The 25,264-nt window shown below is 66.1% G+C and carries 30 protein-coding genes; 19 read left to right on the top strand and 11 right to left on the bottom strand.

What is annotated here, in order from left to right; genetic code table 11:
* The first annotated feature begins 6 nt into the window (after positions 1–6).
* From VOI27_RS09380 to acpS, 5 genes are all read left to right on the top strand, one after another.
* Positions 7–2,145, top strand: coding sequence for a bifunctional (p)ppGpp synthetase/guanosine-3',5'-bis(diphosphate) 3'-pyrophosphohydrolase (locus VOI27_RS09380; protein ID WP_323765072.1), 2,139 nt, complete (start codon positions 7–9; stop codon positions 2,143–2,145).
* 16 nt (positions 2,146–2,161) lie between these two features.
* Positions 2,162–2,833, top strand: a complete 672-nt coding sequence (locus tag VOI27_RS09375; RefSeq protein ID WP_323765071.1) for a DUF2062 domain-containing protein — start codon at positions 2,162–2,164, stop codon at positions 2,831–2,833.
* A 62-nt stretch (positions 2,834–2,895) separates the two neighbouring features.
* Positions 2,896–3,639 (top strand): pyridoxine 5'-phosphate synthase, encoded by a 744-nt coding sequence (locus VOI27_RS09370; protein WP_323765070.1) that lies wholly within the window; start codon positions 2,896–2,898, stop codon positions 3,637–3,639.
* Between the two features lie 100 nt (positions 3,640–3,739).
* Positions 3,740–4,183 (top strand): PA2169 family four-helix-bundle protein, encoded by a 444-nt coding sequence (locus VOI27_RS09365; RefSeq protein ID WP_323765069.1) that lies wholly within the window; start codon positions 3,740–3,742, stop codon positions 4,181–4,183.
* Between the two features lie 149 nt (positions 4,184–4,332).
* Positions 4,333–4,734: a holo-ACP synthase gene (acpS, locus tag VOI27_RS09360; protein ID WP_323765068.1), complete on the top strand. Its 402-nt coding sequence runs from the start codon at positions 4,333–4,335 to the stop codon at positions 4,732–4,734.
* 166 nt (positions 4,735–4,900) lie between these two features.
* Here acpS and betC read toward each other — a convergent pair whose 3' ends face one another.
* Positions 4,901–6,412 (bottom strand): choline-sulfatase, encoded by a 1,512-nt coding sequence (betC, locus tag VOI27_RS09355; protein ID WP_323765067.1) that lies wholly within the window; start codon positions 6,410–6,412, stop codon positions 4,901–4,903.
* A 130-nt stretch (positions 6,413–6,542) separates the two neighbouring features.
* Here betC and lepB point away from each other — a divergent pair, with 130 nt between their 5' ends.
* Positions 6,543–7,376: a signal peptidase I gene (gene lepB / locus VOI27_RS09350; RefSeq protein WP_323765066.1), complete on the top strand. Its 834-nt coding sequence runs from the start codon at positions 6,543–6,545 to the stop codon at positions 7,374–7,376.
* Positions 7,373–8,056: a ribonuclease III gene (gene rnc / locus VOI27_RS09345; protein ID WP_323765065.1), complete on the top strand. Its 684-nt coding sequence runs from the start codon at positions 7,373–7,375 to the stop codon at positions 8,054–8,056. Before lepB ends, rnc begins: the two co-directional genes overlap by 4 nt.
* Before the next feature lie 31 nt (positions 8,057–8,087).
* Here the strand turns inward: rnc and VOI27_RS09340 are convergent, their stop codons facing one another.
* The gene (locus tag VOI27_RS09340; RefSeq protein ID WP_323765064.1) at positions 8,088–8,678 is read right to left on the bottom strand and encodes a hypothetical protein; all 591 of its coding nucleotides are present in this window, start codon (positions 8,676–8,678) and stop codon (positions 8,088–8,090) included.
* A gap of 299 nt (positions 8,679–8,977) precedes the next feature.
* Here VOI27_RS09340 and era point away from each other — a divergent pair, with 299 nt between their 5' ends.
* The 3 genes from era (at position 8,978) to recO (ending at position 11,174) form a co-directional block, all read left to right on the top strand.
* A complete protein-coding gene (era, locus tag VOI27_RS09335; protein WP_323765063.1) occupies positions 8,978–9,886 on the top strand; it encodes a GTPase Era in 909 nt (302 codons plus the stop codon).
* Positions 9,887–10,117: 231 nt separating this feature from the next.
* A complete protein-coding gene (locus VOI27_RS09330; protein ID WP_323765062.1) occupies positions 10,118–10,441 on the top strand; it encodes a DUF1491 family protein in 324 nt (107 codons plus the stop codon).
* A 16-nt stretch (positions 10,442–10,457) separates the two neighbouring features.
* Entirely contained in the window at positions 10,458–11,174 is a 717-nt protein-coding gene (gene recO, locus VOI27_RS09325; RefSeq protein WP_323765061.1) for a DNA repair protein RecO, read from the top strand.
* A gap of 146 nt (positions 11,175–11,320) precedes the next feature.
* On the opposite strand, the gene VOI27_RS09320 is transcribed toward recO, so the two are convergent.
* Together VOI27_RS09320 and VOI27_RS09315 are read right to left on the bottom strand one after the other, a co-directional pair.
* Entirely contained in the window at positions 11,321–11,707 is a 387-nt protein-coding gene (locus tag VOI27_RS09320) for an META domain-containing protein (protein ID WP_323765060.1), read from the bottom strand.
* 52 nt (positions 11,708–11,759) lie between these two features.
* On the bottom strand, positions 11,760–12,137 hold the full coding sequence (locus tag VOI27_RS09315; protein ID WP_323765059.1) for an META domain-containing protein: 378 nt from the start codon (positions 12,135–12,137) through the stop codon (positions 11,760–11,762).
* A 103-nt stretch (positions 12,138–12,240) separates the two neighbouring features.
* Here VOI27_RS09315 and pgsA point away from each other — a divergent pair, with 103 nt between their 5' ends.
* The 3 genes from pgsA to VOI27_RS09300 are packed head-to-tail and all read left to right on the top strand — an operon-like array spanning position 12,241 to position 13,600.
* Positions 12,241–12,906, top strand: coding sequence for a CDP-diacylglycerol--glycerol-3-phosphate 3-phosphatidyltransferase (pgsA, locus tag VOI27_RS09310; RefSeq protein ID WP_323765058.1), 666 nt, complete (start codon positions 12,241–12,243; stop codon positions 12,904–12,906).
* Positions 12,906–13,151, top strand: coding sequence for a molybdopterin converting factor subunit 1 (moaD, locus tag VOI27_RS09305; protein WP_323765057.1), 246 nt, complete (start codon positions 12,906–12,908; stop codon positions 13,149–13,151). Before pgsA ends, moaD begins: the two co-directional genes overlap by 1 nt.
* 5 nt (positions 13,152–13,156) lie before the next feature.
* Positions 13,157–13,600, top strand: a complete 444-nt coding sequence (locus VOI27_RS09300) for a molybdenum cofactor biosynthesis protein MoaE (RefSeq protein ID WP_323765056.1) — start codon at positions 13,157–13,159, stop codon at positions 13,598–13,600.
* A 42-nt stretch (positions 13,601–13,642) separates the two neighbouring features.
* On the opposite strand, the gene VOI27_RS09295 is transcribed toward VOI27_RS09300, so the two are convergent.
* The 4 genes from VOI27_RS09295 to VOI27_RS09280 form a co-directional block, all read right to left on the bottom strand.
* A complete protein-coding gene (locus VOI27_RS09295; protein WP_323765055.1) occupies positions 13,643–14,230 on the bottom strand; it encodes a YdeI/OmpD-associated family protein in 588 nt (195 codons plus the stop codon).
* A gap of 73 nt (positions 14,231–14,303) precedes the next feature.
* Complete coding sequence (gene mscL, locus VOI27_RS09290; protein ID WP_323765054.1) at positions 14,304–14,738, bottom strand: large conductance mechanosensitive channel protein MscL; 435 nt, start codon at positions 14,736–14,738, stop codon at positions 14,304–14,306.
* A gap of 122 nt (positions 14,739–14,860) precedes the next feature.
* Positions 14,861–15,310 (bottom strand): YtoQ family protein, encoded by a 450-nt coding sequence (locus tag VOI27_RS09285; RefSeq protein ID WP_323765053.1) that lies wholly within the window; start codon positions 15,308–15,310, stop codon positions 14,861–14,863.
* Between the two features lie 132 nt (positions 15,311–15,442).
* A complete protein-coding gene (locus VOI27_RS09280; protein WP_416374663.1) occupies positions 15,443–16,135 on the bottom strand; it encodes a sugar transferase in 693 nt (230 codons plus the stop codon).
* 924 nt (positions 16,136–17,059) lie between these two features.
* Between VOI27_RS09280 and VOI27_RS09275 the strand changes: the two genes are divergently transcribed.
* The 6 genes from VOI27_RS09275 (at position 17,060) to VOI27_RS09250 (ending at position 20,974) form a co-directional block, all read left to right on the top strand.
* Positions 17,060–17,671 carry a ribonuclease D gene (locus VOI27_RS09275; RefSeq protein WP_323765051.1) on the top strand — a complete coding sequence of 204 codons (612 nt, stop codon included), beginning with the start codon at positions 17,060–17,062 and terminating at the stop codon, positions 17,669–17,671.
* A gap of 69 nt (positions 17,672–17,740) precedes the next feature.
* The gene (locus VOI27_RS09270) at positions 17,741–18,364 is read left to right on the top strand and encodes a hypothetical protein (protein ID WP_323765050.1); all 624 of its coding nucleotides are present in this window, start codon (positions 17,741–17,743) and stop codon (positions 18,362–18,364) included.
* The gene (lptA, locus tag VOI27_RS09265; RefSeq protein ID WP_323765049.1) at positions 18,361–18,855 is read left to right on the top strand and encodes a lipopolysaccharide transport periplasmic protein LptA; all 495 of its coding nucleotides are present in this window, start codon (positions 18,361–18,363) and stop codon (positions 18,853–18,855) included. The genes VOI27_RS09270 and lptA overlap by 4 nt, the downstream gene beginning before the upstream one ends.
* A 1-nt stretch (position 18,856) precedes the next feature.
* Positions 18,857–19,615: an LPS export ABC transporter ATP-binding protein gene (gene lptB, locus VOI27_RS09260; RefSeq protein WP_323765048.1), complete on the top strand. Its 759-nt coding sequence runs from the start codon at positions 18,857–18,859 to the stop codon at positions 19,613–19,615.
* Between the two features lie 282 nt (positions 19,616–19,897).
* On the top strand, positions 19,898–20,470 hold the full coding sequence (gene hpf / locus VOI27_RS09255; protein WP_323765047.1) for a ribosome hibernation-promoting factor, HPF/YfiA family: 573 nt from the start codon (positions 19,898–19,900) through the stop codon (positions 20,468–20,470).
* A 39-nt stretch (positions 20,471–20,509) separates the two neighbouring features.
* A complete protein-coding gene (locus VOI27_RS09250; protein WP_323765046.1) occupies positions 20,510–20,974 on the top strand; it encodes a PTS sugar transporter subunit IIA in 465 nt (154 codons plus the stop codon).
* A 126-nt stretch (positions 20,975–21,100) separates the two neighbouring features.
* On the opposite strand, the gene VOI27_RS09245 is transcribed toward VOI27_RS09250, so the two are convergent.
* From VOI27_RS09245 to VOI27_RS09235, 3 genes are read right to left on the bottom strand one after another with little or no spacing between them, the layout of a single operon-like run.
* On the bottom strand, positions 21,101–22,510 hold the full coding sequence (locus tag VOI27_RS09245; protein WP_323765045.1) for a nodulation protein NodH: 1,410 nt from the start codon (positions 22,508–22,510) through the stop codon (positions 21,101–21,103).
* A 5-nt stretch (positions 22,511–22,515) separates the two neighbouring features.
* Positions 22,516–24,216, bottom strand: coding sequence for a beta-1,6-N-acetylglucosaminyltransferase (locus VOI27_RS09240; protein WP_323765044.1), 1,701 nt, complete (start codon positions 24,214–24,216; stop codon positions 22,516–22,518).
* The gene (locus VOI27_RS09235; RefSeq protein ID WP_323765043.1) at positions 24,213–25,223 is read right to left on the bottom strand and encodes a glycosyltransferase family 2 protein; all 1,011 of its coding nucleotides are present in this window, start codon (positions 25,221–25,223) and stop codon (positions 24,213–24,215) included. Before VOI27_RS09235 ends, VOI27_RS09240 begins: the two co-directional genes overlap by 4 nt.
* Between the last annotated feature and the right edge of the window lie 41 nt (positions 25,224–25,264).

Below are 25,264 nucleotides of genomic sequence, written 5' to 3'. Positions count from 1 at the left end.
TTTGCGATGATTTCTGCCGACGACCTCATCGCGCTTGTCCGCAATTACAATCCGAAGACCAACGAGGCATTGATTCACGCGGCCTATGACTATGGCCGCGAGATGCACGAGGGGCAGTTCCGCCGCTCGGGCGAGCCGTATTTCACCCATCCCGTCGCCGTTGCCGCCATCCTGACCGAGCAGCGGCTCGACGATGCCACGATCGTCACCGCGCTCTTGCACGACACGATCGAGGACACCAAGAGCACCTTCAAGCAGATCTCCGAACGCTTCGGCAACGAGATCGCGGTGCTGGTGGACGGCGTCACCAAGCTCACCAACCTGCAGCTCAACTCGACCGAGACCAAGCAGGCCGAGAACTTCCGCAAGCTGTTCATGGCGATGTCGCGCGACCTGCGCGTGATCCTCGTCAAGCTCGCCGACCGGCTGCACAACATGCGCACCATCAAGGCGATGCGGCCGGAAAAGCAGGTGCAGAAGGCGCGCGAGACGATGGACATCTATGCGCCCCTTGCCGGGCGCATGGGCATGCAGTGGATGCGCGACGAGCTCGAGGACCTGGCCTTCCGGGTGCTCAACCCCGACGGCCGTGCCTCGATCATCCGCCGCTTCATCACGCTCCAGCGCGAGACCGGCGACGTGATCCAGAAGATCACCGGCGACATGCGGCTCGAGCTCGACCGGGCCGGCATCGAGGCCGAGGTCTTTGGCCGCGCCAAGAAGCCCTATTCGATCTGGCGCAAGATGCAGGAAAAGGAGATGGGCTTCTCGCGCCTCTCCGACATCTACGGCTTTCGCATCATCACCGACACCGAGGCCGATTGCTACGGCGTGCTGGGCGTGATCCACCAGCGCTGGCGCGCGGTGCCGGGGCGATTCAAGGATTACATCAGCCAGCCGAAATCGAACGGTTACCGCTCGATCCATACCACGGTGTCGGGCCGCGACGGCAAGCGGGTCGAGGTGCAGATCCGCACCCGCCAGATGCACGACGTGGCCGAGACCGGCGTCGCGGCGCATTGGTCCTACCGCGACGGTGTGCGCAGCGAGAACCCCTTTGCCGTCGATCCGGCAAAATGGATCTCCTCGCTCACCGAGCAGTTTCAGGACGACGAGGATCACGAGGATTTTCTCGAGGCGGTCAAGCTCGAGATGTATTCCGACCAAGTGTTCTGTTTCACCCCCAAGGGCGACGTGATCAAGCTGCCGCGCGGCGGCACGCCGCTGGATTTCGCCTATGCGATCCACACCCGCATCGGCAACGCCTGCGTCGGCGCCAAGGTCGACGGGCTGCGGGTGCCGCTCTGGACCCGGCTCAAGAACGGCCAGTCGGTCGACATCATCACCGCCGATGGCCAGGCCCCGCAGGCGACCTGGCTCGACATCGCGATCACCGGCAAGGCCAAGACCTCGATCCGCCGCGCCCTGCGCGAACAGGACCGCGAGCGCTTTGTGCGGCTGGGCCGCGAGCTGGCCCGCGCGGCCTTTGAGCATGTCGGCCGCAAGGCCAAGGACAAGGTGCTGGAAACCGCCGCCCGCAACCTGCGGCTCGACGGGGCGGAAACCCTGCTGGCGCGGCTCGGCTCGGCCGAGTTGACCACCCGGGCGGTGGTCGAGGCGGTCTATCCCGACCTCGTGACCGAAGAGGGCGATGAGATCGACACCAAGCGCGCGGTGATCGGCCTTGAAAAGGGTCAGAGCTTCCGCCGCGCCCCCTGTTGCCAGCCGCTGCCGGGCGAGCGCATCGTCGGCATCACCTTTCGCGGCCAGGGCGTGGTGGTGCATACCATCGACTGCGAGACCCTTGCCGATTACGAGGACCAGCCCGAACGCTGGCTCGACCTGCACTGGTCAGAGGGCAAGCACCCGGCGGCCTATGCGGTGACGCTCGAGGTGACGATGAGCAACGATGCCGGCGTGCTCGGCCGGGTCTGCACGCTGATCGGCGGCCACAAGGCGAATATCTCCGACCTCGAATTCATCGACAGGAAACCGGACTTTTACAGGTTGCATGTCAACGTGGAACTGCGCGATGCCGAGCATCTCCACTCCCTGATCACCGCTCTCGAGGCCGAGAGCGATGTGGCCGCGGTGGCGCGAATGCGCGAAGTCACCCCGATCGCCGCCAGGGCCGAGGCGAACTGAAAGGATTACCCTTCCCGTGGTTTTCAAGCGTCGCGACAGAAAGCCGACCCTGCGCGCCATGTGGGAGTTCTTCTGGCCTCGCGGCGGCTGGGCGCGGGCGGCCCGCTATGTGAAACACCGGCTGCGCCGTCTGCCCGACCCGCCCGAGAAGATCGCCCGCGGCATCTGGGCCGGGGTCTTCACCACCTTCACACCGTTCTACACCCTGCATTTCCTCGTCGCGGCCTTTCTTGCCTTCATCATGCGGGGCAATATTCTGGCCGCGCTGCTCGGCACCTTCTTCGGCAACCCGCTGACCTATGTGCCGATCGCCGTGGTGTCGCTGCAGACCGGCTATTTCCTGCTCGGCCACGAGTTCTCGCCGCATATCGAGCGCACGCTGACCGGCAAGTTCGTCGACGCGGGCGAAGACCTGACCCGCAACTTCTGGGCCTGGGTCAAAGGCGTGCCGCAGGACTGGCACGGGCTCGAGGTGTTCTGGGACGATGTCTTCTACCCCTACATGATCGGCGGCATCATTCCCGGCATCATCGCCGCCACCGTGGCCTACGCCGTGGCCGAACCGCTGATCCGCGCCTACCAGGCCCGCCGCAAGGGGGCGCTGAAGAAACGCCTTGAGGCGATCCGCGCCAAGGCCGCCGCCAAAAAGGCCGCCGCCGCCGAAGAGGCGCGCAAGAAGGCCGATTGATTAGCGGTTTCCCCCGCCTGCGCGGGAGGTTAGCCTGTGGCCGACTGCAACCGGGGGTTCTCATGCAAAAACTCAGGCTCGGCGTGAACATCGACCACGTGGCCACCGTCCGCAACGCCCGCGGCGGTGCCTTTCCCGATCCGCTGCGCGCCGCGCAGCTGGCCGAGGCGGCCGGCGCCGACGGCATCACCGCGCATCTGCGCGAAGACCGCCGGCATATCTCCGACGCCGATATTGACGGGCTGATGGAGGTGCTGACGGTGCCGCTGAACTTCGAGATGGCGGCCACCGAGGAAATGCAGGCGATCGCCCTGCGCCACAAGCCGCATGCGGTCTGCATCGTTCCGGAAAAGCGCGAGGAGCGCACCACCGAGGGCGGTCTGGAAGTGGCGCGCGAGGAAAACCGCCTGGCGCATTTCATCGCGCCGCTGCGCGACGCCGGCTGCCGGGTGTCGATCTTCATTGCCGCCGACCGGGCCCAGATCGAGGCCGCGCATCGCATCGGCGCGCAGGTGATCGAGCTGCACACCGGCGCCTATTGCGACGCCCATGCCGAGGGCCGGATCGACGACCGCGACGCCGAGATGGCGGCGATCCGCGAGATGGCAGACTATGCGGCCTCGTTGGGCCTCGAGGTGCATGCCGGCCACGGGTTGAGCTATGACACGGTGGCGCCGGTCGCCGCCCTGCCGCAGGTGGCCGAGCTCAACATCGGCCATTTCCTGATCGGCGAGGCGATCTTTGTGGGGCTCGAAGCGGCGGTCACCGAGATGCGTGCCCGGATGGACGCGGCCCGCGCCGGCTGACCGCCCACGCGGAAAATCACCCATGTTGCATTCGGTTTGGACCCAAAGCCGCTCTTCCGCGTTGGGAGGGCAGATTGGTAACCAGACCGAGGAGGCACCCATGAGCGATCATATCGACACGCTGAAGAAACTGCACACCCGCCTGATCGACAGCCGCAACGGCTATCAGGAATCCCGCAAGGAGGTGTCGGACGAAGCCGCCTTTGTCGGTTTCTTCGACCGCCGCATCGCCGAGCGCGAAAGGTTCCACACCGAATTGCACCAGCAGCTCGGCAAGGAAGGCGTCGACGTCTCCGAATCCGGCTCCGCCGCCGCCACCGCGCACCGCGGCTGGCTGAAGCTGCGCGACGCCATCACCGGCGACGACGAGGCCGTCTATGACGAGATCATCAACGGCGAGACCGCGCTGCTCGAGAACTACGACGACGCGATCAAGGCGACCGCCGGTCATGCCGGCTATGGCTTCCTGAGCCAGCAGCGCGCCGACGTGCAGCGCGCCATCGACGAGGCCAAGGCAGAAAAGGCCCGCCACGCCGCCACCTGACGCCGTTGCATCGCTTGACGCTTCCGCCGCCCCGCTCCTCGCGGGGCGGCGTTCTTTCGTGGCGGGGATGCTTTTCCTCGGGCCGGACGCGTGATCTATTGGCCGGACGCGGACAGAGGGCGCCGCAGGCGGCAAGGACTGACACCCGGATGATCCTCGGCATCGGCACCGACCTGTGCAACATCGAGCGCATCGAGGCGATCCTCGCCCGTTTCGGCGACCGCTTTCGCAACCGGGTCTACACCCCACGCGAACAGGCCCGCGCCGCCCGCCGCCCGCATGAGGCGGCAACCTACGCCAAACGCTGGGCGGCGAAGGAAGCCTGCTCCAAGGCGCTGGGCACCGGGCTGCGCATGGGCATCGCCTGGCGCGACATGTCGGTCACCAACCTGCCCACCGGCCAACCGGTGATGCATGTCACCGGATGGGCCAAACGCCGGCTCGACGAGATGACTCCGCCGGGCCACGAGGCGATCATGCATGTCACCCTGACCGACGACCACCCCTGGGCCCAGGCCACGGTGCTGATCGAAGCCCGCTCCTTGCGCTGACACGCCAAGCTCCTGCGTCATCTTGCCAGAGGGCTCCGCCCGTTTGGAGGCTCCCGCACTCTCGGCCGGCGGAGCGTCTGCAGCGACGCGTGCGCAGGAGGGGCCAGCCCCTCGGCCTGCGGCCTCACCCCGGAGGTTTATTTGGCAAGATGAAGATGGGAGCCTGTCATTCGCCGCGGGGGAAGCGCTGGTTTTCCTCGACCTGGTTGAGGTCCATGTGGTTGCGCATGTAGCGCTCGGAGGCCTTTTGCAGCGGCTGGTGGTCCCAGGGGTAATAGGCACCGTTGCGCAATGCGTCATAGACCACCAGGCGGCGGGCCTGGCTGCGGCGGACTTCGGCGTCGAAGGCCTCGAGGTCCCAGCGGGTGGCGGCCTCGACGCGAAAGCGTTCCAGCACCTCGGCGTGGTCGGAGCGCGGGGCGAGGTTGACGCGCTCCTGCGGGTCGTCGTCGAGGTTGAAAAGCTGCTCCGGGTCGCGGGCGCAGTTGGTGTATTTCCAGGGGCCAGCGCGCAGGGCGACGAGCGGAGAATATGAGGCCTCGGCGGCGTATTCCATCGCCACCGGGCTCAGACGGGTGGCACCGTTGCCGAGCGGCACGAGACTTTCCCCGCCGGTCCAGGGCAGGACCTCGGCCATGCTCACCCCGGCAAGCTCGCAAAGCGTGGGGCAGACGTCGAGGGTGCTGACCGGCGCTTCGACCAGACCGGGCGCCATCTGCGGTGCCGAGATCATCAGCGGCACCCGGGCCGAGCCTTCCAGAAAAGACATCTTGAACCACAACCCGCGCTCGCCCAGCATGTCGCCGTGGTCCGAGACGAAGAGGATGATCGCTTCCTGGCGGGTCGCCTCGAGCGCCTCCAAGATCTCGCCGATCTTGTCGTCGAGGTAGGAGAGATTGGCGAAATAGGCGCGTCGCGCCCGGCGGATGTCATCCTCGGTGATGTCGAAGCCGCGCCAGTCGTTGGCGTCGAGGATGCGCTGCGACTGCGGGTCGTGATCGGCGTAGGTGAGCGCCGGCACCTCGGGCAGCAGGTGGTCGCAACCCTCGTAGAAATCCCAGTACTTGCGCCGCGCCACGTAGGGATCATGCGGATGGGTGAAGCTGACGGTCAGGCACCACGGCCGGTCGTCGTGGCCGCGCGCCATGTCGTAGACCTTGGCGCGGGCGTGATGGGCGACCTCGTCGTCGTATTCCATCTGGTTGGTGATCTCGGCGACGCCCGCCCCGATGACCGACCCCATGTTGTGATACCACCAGTCGATCCGTTCACCCGGTTTGCGGTAATCCGGGGTCCAGCCGAAATCGGCCGGGTAGATGTCGGTGGTCAGCCGCTCCTCGAACCCGTGCAGCTGGTCGGGGCCGACGAAATGCATCTTGCCCGAGAGGCAGGTGTGATAGCCGGCCCGCCTCAGGTGGTGCGCGTAGGTCGGGATCGACGAGGCGAACTCGGCGGCGTTGTCATAGACCCCGGTGGCCGAGGGCAACTGCCCCGACATGAATCCCGCCCGCCCCGGTGCGCAGAGCGGCGAGGCGGTATAGGCATTGGCAAACCGGGTCGAGCGCCGCGCCAGCTTTGCCAGGTTGGGCAGGTGCAGCCAGTCTGCCGGACCATCGGGAAAGAAGGTGCCATTGAGCTGGTCGACCATGAAGATCAGGATGTTGGGCTTGTTCGCCATGTCGCCTCCCCGCGGGTTTTGCCACAGCTTGGCAGGCCGGATGGCCCGCGTCAAAGCCCCCGGTTGCTTGACACCTCGGGCACGGGGCCGCATGTAGCCTGCGACAGGTAACGCGGGGAGCCCCATGTCCATGGCCGAGGAAAAGAAAGGCAATGCGATCGTCGAGACGATCAAGACCGTTGTCTATGCATTGCTGATCGCGGGCGTCTTCCGCACGGTGTTCTTTCAGCCGTTCTGGATCCCCTCCGGCTCGATGAAGGACACGCTCTTGATCGGCGATTTCCTTTTCGTCAACAAGATGGCCTATGGCTATTCCTATGCCTCCTGCCCCTCGATCATCGTGCCGCGCTTCGGCATCGATCTCGACGCCACCGATTTCTGCGGCTGGGCCGATGGCGACAACGACCGGCTGTTCGGCTCCGAGCCCGCGCGTGGCGATGTCGCCGTCTTTCGCCATCCGGTCACGGGTCGCGATTTCATCAAGCGGGTTGTGGGCCTGCCGGGCGAGAAGATCCAGGTGCGCGCCGGTGTGCTGCATATCGACGGCCAGCCGGTCGAGCAGACCCCCAATGGCACTTTCGAAGAGGTCGCCGGACCGCAGGGCCCGCAGCGGCTCAGCCCGCGCTGCTCGAACGCGCCGGTGGGCGATGGCGCGCTGTGCGAAAAGGCGAAATACATCGAGACCCTGCCGGAGGGCACCAGCCATTCGGTGCTCGACATCGGGCGGCAGTCGTCCGACAACACGCCGGTCTTTACCGTGCCCGAGGGGCATTACTTCATGATGGGCGACAACCGCGACAATTCCACCGACTCGCGGTTTCCGCAGCAGGTCGGCGGCGTCGGCTTTGTGCCCTTCGAGAACCTTGTCGGCCGCGCTGACCGGGTGATGTTCTCCTCTGCCGGCAGCTCCATGCTGTTCTTCTGGACCTGGCGGGGTGATCGGTTCTTCAAGGCGATCGAGTGAAGCTCTCGGCGGAACTGAAGGCGCTGGAGACGCGGCTGGGCCATGAGTTTGCCGAGCCGCGCCACCTGCTGCGCGCGGTGACCCATTCGTCGATGTCGACGCCGACCCGCAGTGACAACCAGCGGCTCGAGTTCCTCGGGGACCGGGTGCTGGGGCTGGTCATGGCCGAGGCGCTGCTCGATGCCGACACCCAGGCCAGCGAGGGGCTGCTGGCACCGCGGTTCAATGCCTTGGTGCGCAAGGAGACCTGCGCCGATGTCGCCCGGCAGATCGATCTTGGCGCGGCGATGAAGCTTGGCCGGTCGGAGATGCTTTCTGGTGGCCGGCGCAAGATGGCGCTTCTGGGCGACGCAATGGAGGCGGTGATCGCCGCGGTCTATCTCGACGGCGGGTTCGAGGCCGCCAAGGCACTGGTGCTGCGGCTCTGGGGCAAGCGGGTCGACAGCGTCGAGGAGGATGCCCGCGACGCCAAGACCAGCCTGCAGGAGTGGGCCCAGGCCCGCGGCCAGAAGCCGCCGGTCTACGATCAGATCAGCCGCTCGGGGCCGGATCATGCGCCGGTCTTCATCATCGAGGTGCGGTTGGAGAGCGGCCAGAGCACGCGGGCCGAGGCCAAGTCGAAACGCCAGGCCGAACACGCGGCGGCCAAGGCTCTGCTCGCGAAGCTTGACGCGGGCTGATCACGGGCCTGCAGGCCGCAGGCCCCGCGGATCAGAACAGCGACATCACCTGAGCCAGTGCGCCGGTGGTATTGGCCGCCACGGTCACGCCAAAGGCAAAGGTGGCGGTGGCCACCCGGCGGCTCGGGCCGAGCTGGCCCAACTCGCGGCGCAATCGCCGGGTTTCTTCCTGCGGGATCGGGTCGCAGAGCAGCCGGCGGATCAGGGTCTCGCGCTGGCGCTGGGCGTCGGATGTCTTCAGCCTCTGTGCCGGCCGGGTGCCACGTGCCCTGGCGGTGCCCAGCGACTGCCGCGGGCGGGTCGGCCTGGGGGCGAGGGCATCGAGAAAGACCTGCCGGTCGATCACCGCCTCGGTGTTCAGCCAGCCGACGCCGGTCACCGGGTAGCGGGCGACGATCGCCTGGCTCATCCGCGCCAGCTCGACCTCGGCGGCAAGGCCGTTGTCTGCCGTCACCGATAGCAGGTAGCTGCGCGCCGCGCCCGCGCCGCTGGCGGTGAGCGTGACGCCTCTGACGGTCTGGCCGGTGTCGCGCGGGCGGCGGGCATGCAGCCGGGTGATGTCGCGGCGCAGGCGGGTTTCATGGACATCGCGGCGGCTGTGCGTCGCGACAGGCAGATGCAAGCGTGCGGTGAGTGTGACCTGGGCCTGCGGGCAATCGTGGATTGTTTCGCTGTGAGTGATCATAGGATTACGCTAGGCGGCGATTCGGGCGCAAATTCGGACCAATTTCGGCCTGGCTGCCCTATTGTGCCGATTTATTAAGGCAATCGCGCCACAATGTGGTGCCCTGCCAGCGCAACGCCATCGGATCGTCACAGGTTCGGTGAACAATCCCGCCGGGCGTCGGGGTGGTTTCGCCTCTGGTTTTAGGGCCGGATCTGCGCTAGTCGCTGTGGATTATTGACAGGAAGCCTGACCCCATGACCACACGCGCCGGATTCGTCGCCCTGATCGGAGAGCCCAACGCGGGCAAATCGACCCTCACCAATCGCATGGTGGGCGCGAAAGTGTCGATCGTGACCCACAAGGTGCAGACCACCCGGGCCCGCATTCGCGGCGTGGCGATTGAAGGCGACAGCCAGATCGTCTTTGTCGACACGCCCGGCCTGTTCCAGCCGCGCCGCAGGCTCGACCGGGCGATGGTCGCCGCCGCCTGGAGCGGGGCCGCCGACGCCGATATCGTGGTGCTGCTGGTCGAGGCGCACCGCGGCGTGACCGCGGGCGTCGAGAGTATCCTCGAGGGGCTTGTGGACATCGGCAAGGGCCGCCGGGTGGCGCTGGCGATCAACAAGATCGACCGGGTGAAATCCGACGTGCTGCTGGCGCTGACCGAAGACCTGAACGCGCGCTATGGCTTTGTAGAGACTTTCATGATCTCGGCCGAAAAGGGCTATGGCTGCGACGACCTGAAGACATGGCTGGCCGAGGAGCTGCCAGAGGGTCCCTGGCTCTATCCCGAGGACCAGATCGCCGATCTGCCGCTCCGGATGATCGCCGCCGAGATGACCCGCGAGAAGCTGACCCTGCGGCTGCATCAGGAACTGCCCTACCAGCTGACCGTCGAGACCGAGAATTGGGAAGAGCGCAAAGACGGCACCGCGCGGATCGACCAGGTGGTCTATGTGGCACGTGATGGCCATAAGGGCATCGTGCTGGGCAACAAGGGCGAGTCGATCAAGGCGATTTCCAAGGCGGCCCGCGAGGAGCTCGAGGAGTTTCTCGGCCGCCGGGTGCATCTGTTCCTGCAGGTCAAGGTGCGGGAGAAGTGGCTGGAAGAGGCGGCGCGCTATTCCGAGATGGGTCTGAATTTCCGCGACGGCAACGGCTGAGCTGCGCCGGGACCCCGGAGGAACGGCCGGGGCCCCGACCGCTGCCGGCGCCCTGGGGAGAGCGACACGCCGGCAGACCACGAGATGGCGGCGGCGGGAGAGAGACCGCCGGGCCTGCGGCGCCCCCGGGCGCGGCGGAGGTCTCGTGGCAATCGTGAGCGAAACCGTTGCCTGTATGTAGGGCGGTGCGGGAGGTCTTCAAATGATGATATGTGTCAGCACCGGTGCCGCATGCGGCTGACGGCGGATTTCTGGGTCGCGGCCTATATCGCGCGGCTGCGGCAGGCGGATATCCCGGCCTTCGTGGTGGCGCATGGCGATGACACCTCGGGCATGGTGGTGATCAAGCTCAACACGCTCGACGGCCGGGCGCGGGTGTTTCACCGGATGCATGACTTGATGGCCGACGAGACCCGCTGGCAGGAGATGCAGGCGGGTCCCGAGGGTGAGATCGACGCCACATTGGCCCGGCAACGCGCGATGGACCCCGACCTCTGGGTGATCGAGGTCGAGGACCGCGCCGGGCGGCATCTGCTGGACAGCGGCGGGCTTTGAGCCCAGCGTGGCGGCCATGGATTGGCGCGACACCGGAATACTTCTGGGCCTCAGGCACCATGGCGAGACCTCGGCCATCGTCGAGGTCTTTACCCCGGCGCACGGCCGTCACGCCGGCGTGGTGCGCGGCGCCACCAGCCGCAAGCTCGGCCCGGTGCTGCAGCCCGGCGCGCAGCTCGACCTGCACTGGCGGGCGCGGCTCGAGGAACATCTCGGCGCCTTTACGGTGGAGCTGCAGCGCTCGCGCGCAGTGCAGGCGATGGGCAGCCGGCTGGCGCTGTCGGGGCTGAACGCGGTCTGCGCGCTTCTGGCCTTCTGCCTGCCCGAGCGCGAGCCGCACCCGGCACTGTATCTGCGCACCGAGCAGTTGCTCGACCTGCTGGGGCAGGACGCGCTCTGGCCGCTGGCCTACCTGCGCTGGGAACTGGCGTTGCTCGAGGACCTGGGCTACGGGCTCGACCTGTCGTGCTGCGCGGTGACCGGGGCCGAGGGCGGTCTGGCCTATGTCTCGCCGAAATCCGGCCGGGCGGTCTCGCGCGCGGGCGCGGGCGACTGGGCGGATCGGCTGTTGCCGCTGCCTGAGGTGATGCTGGGGCAGGGGGCGGCCGAGAGCGCCGAGATCGCCGCGGCGCTGCGGGTCACCGGGTATTTCCTGAGCGAGAAACTGGCGCCGGCGCTGGGAAACCGGGCCCTGCCGGAGGCGCGGGCCCGGTTCGTGGAACGGGTCGGGTGACCCCGATGTGCGCCTGCGGCGCGCTGGGGTCCCGGGGTCCGCGGCGGGCGTGCGCCCGAGGGGGGCCATCGGAGGCTCTGTGGGGAGAGTGCGGGAGCCTCCGAACGGGGGGAGCCCTCTGGCAAGATGACGCCCGGGCAGCGGGGTCAGTTGATGGCGATGAAGACCATTTCACGGCCATCTTCGTTGCGCAGCACCAGTCGGGTGCCGTCGAATTCGCGAATTGTCATCTCGCGCAGGGCGGCGAGGAACTCGGCCTCCTGCTGGAACTGCAGGCACATCCGCTGGGTGACCCCCATGCGGCCGGGGTCAAAGCCTGGTTTCTGAGCCGACTGGACGCCGAAGAATCGGTTGCACGGCGTGGTGCCGGCGATCTGGGCCGGGGTCGGAAAGGTGAGCGTGGCGCTCGCCTCGAAGGCCTCGCCATCGATGGACTGGAGCTTCCAGAGGGTGTCGCTGTCTTGCGCACCGCTCAGCGTCGCTGAGAGGCTGGCAAAGGCGGAGGTGACCGCCGAGAGGAGTGTGTGTGTCATGCCGCCAATCTATGGCGTCCGCCGGCGGCGGGAAGCGGGGTAACGGGCTTTGTCATTCCGGCTCGGCGACAAAGATCATTTCGCGCCCGGCGTCATTCGACAGGATCAGCGTGTCGCCCTGTACCTCGGCCAGAGACATCGCGCGCAGGGCGGCGAGAAAGGCCTGTTCGGCGGCAAGCTCGGGGCAGGCACGGCGGGTGGTGCGCAGCGGGCCTGTGCCGAACCAGGGGTAGGGTTCGGTCTGTTGGCCGGAGAAACTGTTGCAGGGGCCCTGGCCCGCGATCACGCCCTCGGCGGGAAAGCTGAGGGTCGCGCGCGCGGTGAAAGGCGCGCCGTCGAGACGGTCGAGACGCCAGCTGGCCTCCGCCGCGCCGTAGGCGGCGAGGGTTTCATCCCGGTCGCAGGTGGCCAGCAGGGTGGCGGCGATCATTGTCAGAGCTAGTTTCATACCGGGGATATAGCCGCCGAAAGTCGCAATTGAAATATCGGTGTGCTCTCTTCCCTGTGGCGATGATGGGGGATAGAAGCGAAACATGCATTGGACCTTGCCGAATATCCTGACCGTGCTGCGCCTTGCCGCAGCTCCTGCCGTGCCGCTGATGTTCCTCTACTGGGCCCGGCCCTATGCGGATATCGCGGCGCTGGTGCTGTTTCTCACCGCCGCGGTGACCGACTGGTTTGACGGCTACCTGGCGCGGGCCTGGAAGCAGGAGACCAAGATCGGCACCATGCTCGACCCGATCGCCGACAAGGCGATGGTGGTGATCGCGCTGATGGTGATCGCGGCCTATTCGTCGTTTTCCGCCTGGGTGGTGCTGCCGGCGACGGTGATCCTGTTCCGCGAGGTCTTTGTCTCGGGGCTGCGCGAGTTCCTCGGCGACGTGGCCGGCACGCTCAAGGTGACCAAGCTGGCCAAGTGGAAGACCACGCTGCAGATGGTGGCGATCGCGGTGCTGTTCGGTCAGGGCATCTTCGAGCATTATTTCGGCATGTGGTCGATGGGCATGGACCCGGCGATCATCGGCGCGGTGCTGGACGGCCGCGAGAGCGACGAGCTGGGGCTGGTGCCGATGTATCGCGGCATGTTCTGGTCGGGCTATGTCGGGCTGATCCTGCTGTGGATCGCCGCCGCGCTGACGCTGATCACCGGTTGGGATTACTTCCGCAAGGCGCTGCCGCATCTCAAGGAGGACGGCTGATGGACGTGCTCTATTTCGCCTGGGTCCGGGAGCGGATCGGCGTGCCGAAGGAGCGGGTCGAGACCGGCGCCGCGACGGTGGCCGATCTGGTCGAGGAGCTCCGGGCGCGCGAGCCGCGCTATGCGGCGGCCTTTGCCGATCTCTCGGCGCTGCGGGTGGCGGTTGACCAGGAGCTGGCGGATTTCGATGCCGGGCTCGCGGGGGTGCGCGAGGTTGCCTTCTTTCCGCCGATGACCGGAGGCTGATCGGCATGCAGGTGCGGGTGCAGCAGGAGGCCTTCGATCTCGGTGTCGAGGCGGCGGGCTTCGCCGCCGCACAGAGCGACATGGGCGCGGTGGTGACCTTTACCGGCATCGTGCGCGATGGCGCCGAGGGCGGCATGGTGGCGATGGAAATCGAACATTATCCCGGCATGACCCAAAAGGCGCTGGAAGAGATTGCCGCGCAGGCCGTCCGGCGCTGGGACCTGGGCGATGCGCTGGTGATCCACCGCTACGGGCGGCTGGGGCGCGACGAGATGATCATGATGGTCGCCACCGCGGCGCGGCACCGCAGGGCGGCCTTCGAGGCGGCAGAGTTCCTGATGGACTACCTCAAGAGCCGGGCGCCGTTCTGGAAAAAGGAAATCGCCGCCGACGGGGCCGAATGGGTGGCGGCAAAGGATGAAGATGAGGATGCCCTGTCGCGCTGGTGAGCGGGCGGCAGCCTTTGGCCTTGTGTTGCGCCTCGGACGGCATCACCGGTCGTGCATGCCCTTGCCCTGAAGGATCAGCGGCGCCCATTTCTCCACCCGTCTGGCGCGTGTCGCCGATTGTTTGGCACCGGATATCTGCAGCACGTAGCCGCGCTGCCGGCCCGGGGTCAGCGCCTCGAAGGCGGCGTTCAGATCGGGATCGGCAGCGAGCGCCGCGCTCAGCTCCTCCGGCATCTCAAGGTCGTCGCTGGCAAAGGTGACCCTGCGTCCGGTTCGCTGGTTCTCGACTGCGCGCGCAAGGTAGTCGCGCACCGCGTCCTCGCGGGCCTCCACCTCGGCCAGATCGGTAAAGCAGATCATCCGGGCCGAGCGGGAATTCGGCCCCGGCGCCACCAGCAGCGCCTCGGGATCGTCCAGCAGCACCCCCTTGAAGAAGCCCAGAGCGCAATGCGCCTTGAACCCCCAGAGGATCGCGATATTGCCGCCGTGGGCGCGATAGACCGGGCCGCGCCACTTGAAGGCCTCGTCGACCGGACCGTCGAGCAGGAGCGCCCGCAGCGCGCGCAGTTCCTCTTGCCAGTGGTCGAGCCGGTCGAACCAGATGCCGCAGCGACGGTCGGGTGTGCCCATGGTCTCCTCCTGTCGGCAAGTCTGCCGCGACGCCGCGGCCCGGACAACAGGAAACCCGCCGTCGGGGGGCCGGTCAGCGCTTCAGCGCGTCGCGGATCTCGAGCAGCACGTCGAGCTGGCTGGGGCCGGCGGGTTCGGCTTCGACCGGGGTGGCAGTTTCCTCGCGGGCGGCGCTTTCCTTGATGCGGTTGACCATCTTGACCAGCATGAAGACCACGAAGGCGATGATCAGGAAGTTGATGACCGCCATGACAAAGCTGCCATAGGCGAAGATCGAGGCGCCGGCCTCGCGCGCGACCTCGAGGCTGGCCTCGGCCGGGACCTCGCCGGCAAGCACCACGTAATGGTCGGTGAAATCGATGCCGCCGGTGAACAGCCCGATGATCGGGTTGATGATGTCGCCCACCAGCGAGGTGACAATGGCGGTAAAGGCGGCGCCGACGATGATGCCGACGGCCATGTCCATCACGTTGCCCTTGGCAATGAAGAGCTTGAATTCCTGAAGCATGCTGCCTGTCCCTTCGCAGTGTGTCATCGCGCGGCCCAATGGCCCTGCCGCGCGATGATGCGAAGATGCGCGCCTGCCGCAAGCGCTTTCAGAGAAAGCGCGCGCGGCGTGTCGTCAGGGCCTCAGCCCGGCAGCTTGCCGGTCAGGACATAGCGCAGGATGTCGACCACCTGGGCGGGCTCGCGCGCCACCGCCAGCGCAGCGGCATCCACTTCCTTGAGCGCGTGGTCATGGTCGGGCTGCTGCAGCACGATCAGCGACTTGCCCATCGCTGCGGCATAGCCGGCGTCAAAGGCCGCGTTCCACTGGCGGTACTTCTCGCCGAAGCGCACCACCACCACATCGGCCTCTTCGATGCCTTTGCGGGTGCGGATGGCGTTGACCATGGCGCCCTTGTGATCGTGCCAGTACTTGTTGTCCTCGGCGCCGAGGATCGCCACGCCGCAATCGTCGCTCGCCGCATGGTCGGTGACCGGGGCAGAGAACACGATGTCGAGGCCCTCGGCCCCTTGGGTGATCTGTTCGCGCCAGTCGGTGTGGATCTCGCCGCTGAGATAGACGGACAGGGTCATGAGGAGGCTCCTTGCAATGCCTTCGGGGCTTGCCATGGCCTAGCATCCGGGCTGCCCGAGGTCGAGACTCAGGCAGACGGCCCGCGCCGGGGCAGGCGCGCGCCGTCTGGAGTGGACCGAAGGCAGGGGCTGTCAGCAGCCGGTGCCGCGCAGCACCACGCGGAAGGTGCGGCCGATCAGCGTCAGGTCGGTGCGCAACGACAGCTCGCGGAAATAGCGGGCGTCAAAGATCGCGCGTTCAGAAAAGCTGCTCTCGTTTCGGACCGAGGTCTGCCAGATGCCGGTGATGCCGGGGCGCATGGCGTAATAGGCGGTGCCGGGATAGAGCGCCCGCTGCTCGACCATCATCGGTCGCGGCCCGACCAGCGACATGTCACCGGTGAGCACGTTGAACAGCTGCGGCAGCTCGTCGATCGAGCTCTTGCGGATGAAGGCGCCCATCCGGGTGATCCGCGGATCGTGGCGCAGCTTCTGGCTGTGATCCCACTCCCGGCGCGCCGCCGGGTCGGCATCAAGATGGGCCTGCAGCCGGGCGTCGGCGTCATGCACCATCGAGCGCAGCTTCCACATCCGGAAGACCTTGCCGTTGCGACCGATCCGCTTTTGCCGGTAGATCGGCGAATGGCCGTCCAGCGAGATCAGCAGGCAGAGCGGTACCAGCAGCGCGATCACCGGCGGCAGGGCCAGCAGGACGACCCCGAAATCCAGAAGGCGCTTGGCCCATTGACGATAAAGACCGCGGCTCTGCGGGTGAAAGTCACTTATAAAAAGGCTGTCTGGTGAGGCTCCCTGAATGGGCTCCACCGGACGCATATGCATTGTCAACGTCATGCCCTCCTGAGGCGGTCAATGACGAAGCGCCGTGCACCGGTTCGGATGTCTGCGGGCACACCTCACCCGCACCGCAAAAAGCAGCGCGAACACAAGGTTCCCGATGTCGAATTTCAAGGCAGCCGGAGACCCCCAAAGGTGTCACCCGCCACGCGCAGACCCGTTCCCGTACACTTCACTCCCAGGTGAAAGCACCAACCCCCAAGTGCCGTTTGCAAAAAACCATCTTCGCCGAATGGCTCGGTCGATTTTCAGCTCGACTGGATCAAATCTGGCGGCTCACCCCAGTGTCGTCAAGTTGCCTCAAATGTCGTTCAACTTTTACGGTACTGGTCTCGGGGTGGCCTGATAACCTTGGGTAAACCTGGCCGTCCGGGGCCGCCGGGCGGCCTTGATCGGCGCGATCCGGGGCGCTGCCATCGGCCGGCGCGGCGCCGTCGGTGGTGCCTGAATACATCTCACACGTGTGTGTTGGGGTAGGATTGTAATCGCCTCGTTGACAATCCTGTCGATTTCGACCGGCCCGTTCCGAAGCGGCGACAGTGAAGCGGTTAATATCTCGTTACTTTTGCCGGTCACGGCGGGAAACCCAAGACCAACTCCCCTTTGCGACGGCGTCTCACGCCTTGGCACCCAGTCGAGGGCAGGCGCGGGAACCGTGCGCAAGGTCACAGAACTTGACGCCATCTAGCGCCAAAACCACCGAAAAGACACGAAAAGTTTTTTCGCAGTCGAGAGGGCCACTCCCCCTATGAGAGTGATCAATCGGCCTAATTTCCGAGGATTGGTGCCAAACCCGCCGACCCGGCGTCGCGCTTCGGCGGCGATGATTCGAGCCACGGCGGCCGGGTGGCGTTGCAAGGATGCCGCCAAGGCACTATTGCCGAGAAGGAGTTTTGCAGCCCGGAGCCCCAAGGCATGGCCAATCATCTGTACCAGCGCGACCTGCCGGCCGATCTCGATCTCGGCCCGGTCGTGGCCATAGATTGCGAGACCATGGGGCTGCATCCGCACCGTGACCGGCTCTGCGTCGTCCAGCTGTCGTCAGGCGACGGCCATGCCCATCTGGTGCAGATCGCCCGCGGCCAGACCGAGGCGCCCAACCTCTGCCGGCTGCTGGCCGATCCGGCGGTGCTCAAGCTGTTCCACTTCGGCCGTTTCGACATCGCCGCGCTGCTCAACGCCTTCGGCACGCTGACCGCGCCGGTCTATTGCACCAAGATCGCCAGCAAGCTGATACGCACCTACACCGACCGCCACGGGCTCAAGCACCTGCTGCAGGAACTGCTCGGCGTCGACATCTCGAAGCAGCAGCAATCGAGCGATTGGGGCGCTGACGAGCTGACCCGGGCGCAGCTCGATTACGCCGCCTCTGACGTCCTTTACCTGCACCGGCTGCGCGCCGCGCTCGACCTCAGGCTGGCCCGCGAGGGGCGGTCCGAGCTGGCGCAGGCCTGCTTCGACTTCCTGCCTGCCCGCGCCCGGCTGGATCTCGCTGGCTGGCCCGACCAGGACATCTTTGCCCATTAACCACGTTGCACGGCGCCGCTGCGCTCCTAGATTGAAGCCAAGACGAGGATGAAGGGCCGGACCATGGCCGTGACCGAGACATTCCATTCCAGAGTGGTGGCGGGGCTCAAGGTGCTGCTGCCGCTGACCGCGCTCGGCCTGCTCTCGACCGTGTTCCTGCTGTCGCGCACTGCCAATGACGAGCCCGACCTGACCTTCTTTGCCGACGCCTCGGAAATCCCCGAACGCGACAGTGTCACCCGGCCTTATTACACTGGCAGCACGCCGGAGGGTCATGCCGTGTCGGTCACCGCCGAAAGCGCCCAGCCGCAGCCAGAGGACCCGGCCGGGGTGCTGGCCGAACACCTCAGCGCCGCCTTTCGGCTGACCGACGGCACGCGGATCAACATCCTCGCCGACAGCGCCACGGTCAACGAGCCGGCCGACCGCATGGCGTTGCAGGGCGGGGTGGTGATCGACAGTTCCACCGGCTACCGGCTCGAGACCGCCGAACTGCATTCGGCGCTCCGCTCGGTCCACGCCGATGCGCCTCAGGGGGTGACCGGCACCAGCCCGATCGGCGACCTCTCGGCCGGGGCGTTGCGCATCCGCGACGGTGGCGGCGAAGGCCAGGTGCAAATGTTTTTCACAAAGGGCGTGAAGCTGGTATATCAGCCCGCAAGACAGCCCGCCCAGGAAGGTGACACCCCATGACTCCCATTCGTCTGATCGCGATCGCCCTGCTGTCGCTGCTGCCGTTCGCGCTGCTGGCCCAGGGCGCCCAGGTGGGGTTCGGGGCGCTTCAGGCCGATCCTGATGCGCCGGTCGAGGTCACCGCCGATAACCTGACGGTGAACCAGAACGACGGCACCGCGCTGTTCACCGGCAACGTGATCGTCGGCCAGGGCGAGATGCGCCTGTCGGCGCCGCGGGTGCTGGTGGTCTATGCCGAGGACCGTTCCGAGATCGCCAGGCTCGAGGCCCGCGGCGGGGTGACGCTGGTGTCGGGCGAAGAGGCGGCCGAGGGCGAGAGCGCCGATTACGACGTCGAGGCCGGGGTCATCGTGATGACCGGCAACGTGATGCTGACCCAGGGCGGCTCGGCGCTGACCGCCGACAAGATGGTCGCCGACATCAATGAAGGCACCGCGACGATGACCGGCCGGGTCAAGACCGTGCTGCAGACCTCGGGCAGCACCCAGTAACATGACGCCACCAGACCTGACCCTGACCGAAGGCTCCGTCGGGCTGCGCATCGATCACCTGCGCAAGAGCTACCGCAAGAAGGTGGTGATCCGAGATGTCAGCATGGAGCTGCAGCGCGGCGAGGTGGTGGCGCTGCTGGGTCCAAACGGCTCCGGCAAGACGACGACCTTCTACTCGGTGGCCGGTCTGGTCTTTCCCGAGGGCGGCCGGGTGACGATCGACGGCCAGGACGTGACCACGATGCCGATGTACCGCCGCGCCAAGCTCGGCATCGGCTACCTGCCGCAGGAGATGTCGATCTTTCGCGGCATGAGCGTCGAGGACAACATCCGCGCGATCCTTGACATTGCGGTCAGCGATGGCCGGCGGCGGCGCGAGCGCCTCGAGGAACTGCTGTCGGAGTTCCACATCGAACACCTGCGCCGTGCCCCGGCGCTGGCGCTGTCCGGGGGCGAACGCCGCCGGGTCGAGATTGCGCGCTGTCTTGCCGCCGAGCCGAAGTACCTGCTGCTCGACGAGCCCTTTGCCGGCGTCGACCCGATCTCGGTCGGCGACATCCGCGCGCTGGTCTCGGACCTGTCGAACCGCGGCATCGGCGTGCTGATCACCGATCACAACGTGCGCGAAACCCTCGAGATCGTCGACCGCGCCTACATTCTGCACGACGGCACGGTGCTGATGTCCGGCACGCCGGCGGAGGTGGTCGAGAACGAAAACGTCCGCCGCGTCTACCTGGGCGATCAGTTCCGGATTTCCTGAACCGTGCCGGTAGCTTGGACCGCCCGACGCTAACGCGCTGTTTACCGTTTGAGGTGCAATTGTCGTGACAAATCATTGACAGACGGGCGTGCTCTGTCCTCAAATGGGGGCATGACGCTCGAGTGGCTTGCCTTGATAGGAGTCGCGTTCCTGATTTTCGGGATGGGTCTACATGTACAAGCACCTCGTCGCGTCAGGATCCCGAGATGGTGAGTGGAAGCGTTCGGCTGCCCCCGGCGGCCGTGGCGCGACGCGTCACCGGAACAATAAGAAGGACGCAAGATGCGCTATCAAATCACCGGCAAGCAAATCGACATCGGCGCGGCCCTGCAGACCCATGTGCAGGATGGGTTGGGCGGTGTCGTGCAGAAATATGCCGAACGTCCGACCGATGCGAATATCGTGTTCTCCAAGGCGGCGCATGAGTTCGTCTGCGAGGCCACGGTGCATCTGTCAACCGGTCTGACTGCTCAGGCCAAGGCGCATGCTACTGAAATCTATGCCGCTTTCGAAAGCTGCTGCGACAAGATGGAGAAGCAGCTGCGGCGCTACAAGCGGCGCCTGAAGGACCACCACAAGGATCGGTCCGAGCCCGTTGAAACGTTTGGCGCTTCATCGTATATCCTCGCCAGCGACGCGGTGGACGAAGATTCGGAGCCGGAGAGCCTGCAACCGATGATCGTCGCCGAAATGAAAACGGACATTCCCGCACTCACGGTTGGCGAAGCTGTGATGCAGATGGAGCTTGCGGGTGCACCGGTGCTGGTGTTTCGGAACGAGAAGAAGGGTCTGAACGTCGTTTACCGGCGCGATGATGGCAATATCGGCTGGATCGAACCGCAAGAAAAGGCTTGAGCCCGCGGTCTGGTCAGGAATGGGAATACAGGCGAGCATATGGAACTTTCAGATTTGCTGAAACCCGAGGCAATCCGGGTCAATACCGGCTGCACGAGCAAGAAGCGTTTGATGCATGATGTCGCCGACCTGGCCCAGGCCGCCTATGGCATCGACGCTGGCCATGCCTTCGAGTCGCTGCTCGAGCGTGAATCCCTGGGGCCGACCGGTGTCGGCCACGGGGTGGCGCTGCCGCATGCACGGATCGCCGGCCTCGAGACCTGCGTCGGTGTCTTCATGCTGTTGGAAAAGCCGATCGATTTCGAGTCCGTCGACCGCCAGCCGGTCGACATCGTCTTTGGCCTGTTCGCGCCGGAGGATGCCGGTGTCGAACACCTCAAGGCGCTGGCACGGGTCTCGCGCCTGCTGCGCGACCCCTCGGTCTGCACCAAGCTGCGCGCCAACCAGAGTGTCGTGACGCTCTACACCATCCTCACCGAAGAAGAGGCGATGAAGGCCGCCTGAGCGGCCGCCTCATCCGGCCGCGCGTAGGGTGGGCAGTGCTCACCGATTGCCGCCAATCGCCCGTAGGGTGGGTCTGCGACCCACCGGCCGCCGACAGCCGTCCCGCAGGGTGGGTCTGCGACCCACCTACCGCCAGTCGCCAAACCCCAGCATCAGGTAATCCCGCGGATAGGCTGCCCGCGCCAGCGCCTCGAGATCTGCATCGTAGATCTCGGCCAGCGTCACCGGCCCGTCAGGCGCCGCCGCCACCACCTCCGGCGCGGCCACTCCGACCCGCTCCGCCAGTTGCGCCAGCCCCTCGGCCAGATCCTCCTCGCGCAGCACCACGTCTGGCAGGCAGAGATCGCCCATCCCCTGCAACAGACCGCTCTGGCTGGCCCAATGCGGATCGATCCGCAGGTTGGTCTGCCCCGCCAGGTTGGCTTTGATGAATTCGAGGAAGCCGCCAAAAGCCGCCCGGTGTGCGCCCGCGTCATAGGACGGATCGGGCCAGTTTTCTGGCAGGGGCAGGTCGTGGCGGTTGATCAGCACGCGTCGTATGCGGCCGAAACACTGCGGCCCGGTGGCGAGGATGCGCTGGCAAAAGACGTGATGCGCCCGCGCCAGCGGATGGCGCAGCACGGTAAAGCGCCGGTGGCCGGCGTTGCGGCGCAGCCATTGGCGCAGGCTCTTCTGGTTGAAATCGCGCGTCAGCCCACCGCCGGTCGCCGCCAGCCAGTCACAGACCGCGTCCTCCGGCCCGCCCTTGATCGGCATGTAGAGCAGCGGCGCCGCGCCGGCCGCCACGTAGCCCGGCACCGCCGCCCCGCGGCGCGGCTCGAAATTCGGCGTGCGCGACAGGTCGAACCGGTCGAGCCGGGCCAGCGCCTGCTGCATCTCGTCGAAATTCTCGACCTTGTCCGAGATCGGCGCCGGGTTCTGCCGCTTGAGATTGTGATCGAAGCCCTCGAGCTCGGTCTCGCAGCCCAGCCAGCGCGCCAGGCCGTTCATCACGCCCAGGTCCTGCACGTCCTCGTAAGCCACGTAGAACGCCGTCTGACCGCGCTTTTGCAACCCGTTCAGCAGCCGGACCTGAAAGCCTTGCAGCGCCTCGAGATGGGCCTCGAAATCGGCGCTGTCAAAGACCGCGCGCGCGTCCTTGCGGCGGGCGACATTGGTCAGCTTCCACTGGTCGGTCTGCTGCGCGATCTTCCAGCTGACGTAGCTCTCGACCGGGTTGCGGGTCAGCACGATCTTGGCGATGCGCGCATCGTCGAGCAGCGGCTCGAGAATGCGCGGGTCATGGTCGTGGAAATAGCGGAACCCCGCCAGCCCCTCGGCGCCGCGCACCCGGTCGAGCAAGGCCTGCGGATCGGCGTCGCGCGTCGCCTGGTCCAGCCCCAGCAGCTCGGTCTTGTTGGGGTAGCCGATGAAATGCGGGTTGAAGGCCTCGCCGAGGCAGGAAATGCCGTCAAAAAGATTCAAATTGGCTTCAAGCAGGTTGGAGCCGGTGCGCATCTCGGCAAAGACCACGAAGGCATCATAGGTTCGGGCCATGTGGCTCATCTCACCAAATAGGGTTTGCGGGTGCGCGGGCGTTGGCCCAACTGCCGGCCTTCGACCGGAAAATCACCCATCAGATAGGGGTGCATCCCCTGGTTCTTGAGGTTCTGCAGGAACTGGCCAAAGCCGGTCAGGTCCATCATCTTGGGCACCTCGGCCAGGCGCCGGGGATTGCGTATGCCGATCTCGTCGATGATGCTCTGCAGCGGCTCCATCGGCGCCTCGATGAACTCGGCCATGGTCCAGATGCGGATATGCGCCTTGGCATAGGGCGAACGATAGGCGTGGAGCGATTCCGCCTCGATCTTCTGCAGCTGGGCGGCGGCGCGGCGGATGGTGGCGAAGTCGAGGTTCGAGTTGAACAGCGGCACCGCCCAGGCCCCCGAGACCACCGAGATCTGGGCATTGGGGTCCTTGGCGAGGTTCCAGATCACCCCCTCCTGGGTGTCATGCGGCCCGAACTGGAAACACTGCCGCTCGCCACGGGTGTTCCAGATCAGGTTGGTGAGAAAGGCCCAGGGGTTGGCATCGCGGATCTCGGCGCTCGACGACAAACCGCCCTGGATCACCGCCTCGCCTTCGGAAAACTCGGCCTTTTCCGGTGCGAACAGGTGGCCGTGCACCCGCGTCCCGGTGGCGCGCGCCAGCCAGGGCTCGAAATCCTCGAACAGCTCGGCAAAGCCCTGGAACACCGAATAGGGCCCGGCGGTCATGCCATTTTCCCAGTTCTCGTTGGGAAAGCGCGAATGCATGTAAAGCCCGGGGCGGCCGCGGGTCCGCCGGTCGACCGCCCTGGCAAAGATCCGGTCGATCTTGCCGGGGTTGGGTTCGGTCCGGCTCATGGCGCCGGCGCGGTCGGTCAGGAAGGAGGTGTAGAGCAGATCGGCATGCGGCCAGATCTTGCGCGCGACGAAACAGTCGGACCGGCGCAGAAGCTGCAGGTGGTCGTCGTAGAAGATATGCGGCTTGCCCTGGAAATCGAACTTCGACAGCGTCAGAGACCGGCTCTCGAGCTCGCGGGAATAGAGCCGCGCTAGGGTCTGGTAATAGCTCTCGTCGGGGATCCAGACCCGGCGGAAGAAGGCGTCATAGGTGGCGCGGTCCGGGTCCTGCAGGATGGCCGTCAGGGTCTGACGGGTCAGGCACCACCACTGGCTGCCCATATGCGGCCGCAGGCCGTTGGGGATCTGCCGGGCCACCCCGAGCCGGCGCTGAAGCTGCACAAAGCGGTCAAAAAAGAACCGGTGTCGCCGCCACGAGAAGGGGAAATGCAGGGTAAAGCGCTCTTCATCCAGCCCGCCCACCGTCCAGGGCACATCCATCGTGGTGGCGCTTTCGATGAAATCGGTGCGCGGCCGGGCCGAGAGGTAATCGATCAGCTCCTCGACCGGGCGCAGCGGCAGGCAAGAGCCCGAGGCGAGGTAGACATGCTGCACCGCCGGAAAGTCGGCCAGCATCTTTTCCGCCGCGGCCTGGCTGGCGGCGACAATGCCCCAGGTGCCCCATTCGCAGCGGTATCGGCGGGAAAAGCGGATGTGATCGACATCCGCCACAGCCTCGGCAAAGGCCCGGAACCGCTTGGCGGCGACATTGCGGTCGACATGGATCACCACCGGACAGCCTGCACGGGCCCAGTGCCGTGCCACCTGCTCCGCCCGACCAAAGGCGGTGTGGACCAGCATGACGACCCCGAGGCTCATGCCCAGTTGCCCTTGGACATCAGCCCGAGGATCTCGAGCTGGCGCCAGTTGATGTAGCGCTCCGACCACTTGCACCAGAGATCGGGGTTCTCTTCGAGCGTCTTGGCATAGGCCTTGTACTCCACCGAGGCGGAGTAATGCTGCTTGCGCTCAAGCTCTTCGGCGGCCTTGGCGGTGAAGGTGTCGAGGAACTTGGTGTGCAGCAGGATGCCAGAGGCCTTTTCCCCGCCCCATTCGTCATAGACGAGGTTGAGCCCGCGCGGCAGCAGCATGTGGGTCGAGCTGACGTATGTGTAGCGCCGGTCCCATTTGACCAGCGGTATCTTGTTGAGCGCGGGCGCCTTTTCCGGCAGGTCGGGAAAGAACACCCGGCGCCGCGGCCCGCCCTGGATCCAGAGGTTGCCGAAGCGCGGATTGCGGCTGATCGCGTAATTGCCGCTGTCGAACCAGCAGGCGATGTCGATCGGGTTGTCGCCCGGCAGGTAGGGCTGCGCGTTGATCGGCCCCTTGGGATACATGTCGAGCAGCATCGCCGAGAACGACCGGATCGACGAGGCATCGAGCCAGTCGGTCAGCGCCCGAAGCGGCCGGGTGTCGCAGAACGGGAACAGGAAGAATTCGTCGGGGTCGACGGTCAGCGCCCAATGGCCATGGGCATGCTTGCGCGCCAGCCAGTTGAGCCAGTCGACGCCGAAGCGCGACCGCTTGTAGCTGGCCTCGGTGCGCCAGAGCGAGACGTCGGACTGCTCGGCCAGATAGGCGTCGGAGCCGTCGGTGCTGCCGTTGTCGACCATCAGGAAGTGGTTGATCCCGAGATCGCGGTAATAGCGCAGGAAATAGGGCAGGCGCACATGTTCGTTGCGCAGGGTCGAGAACAGCAGAAGATCGCCGGGGCGGATCTGATCCGTCCGGTCGACCGCGGCGCGCAGCTCTCGCGACTTGCGCAAGGCGCGGATGCGCCAGCGCTTGCGCTGAAGCCTGAGGCTGTATGACTGCCAGGCGCCCAATCCTGATCCTCTGTTAACCGTCCGAGACGCCCTGCGGAAAT

This window comes from Marinovum sp., assembly GCF_034669705.1.
GTDB lineage: Bacteria > Pseudomonadota > Alphaproteobacteria > Rhodobacterales > Rhodobacteraceae > Marinovum.
The sequence above is the reverse complement of the archived record's forward strand: the minus strand, read 5'-3'. Positions and strand labels throughout refer to the sequence as shown.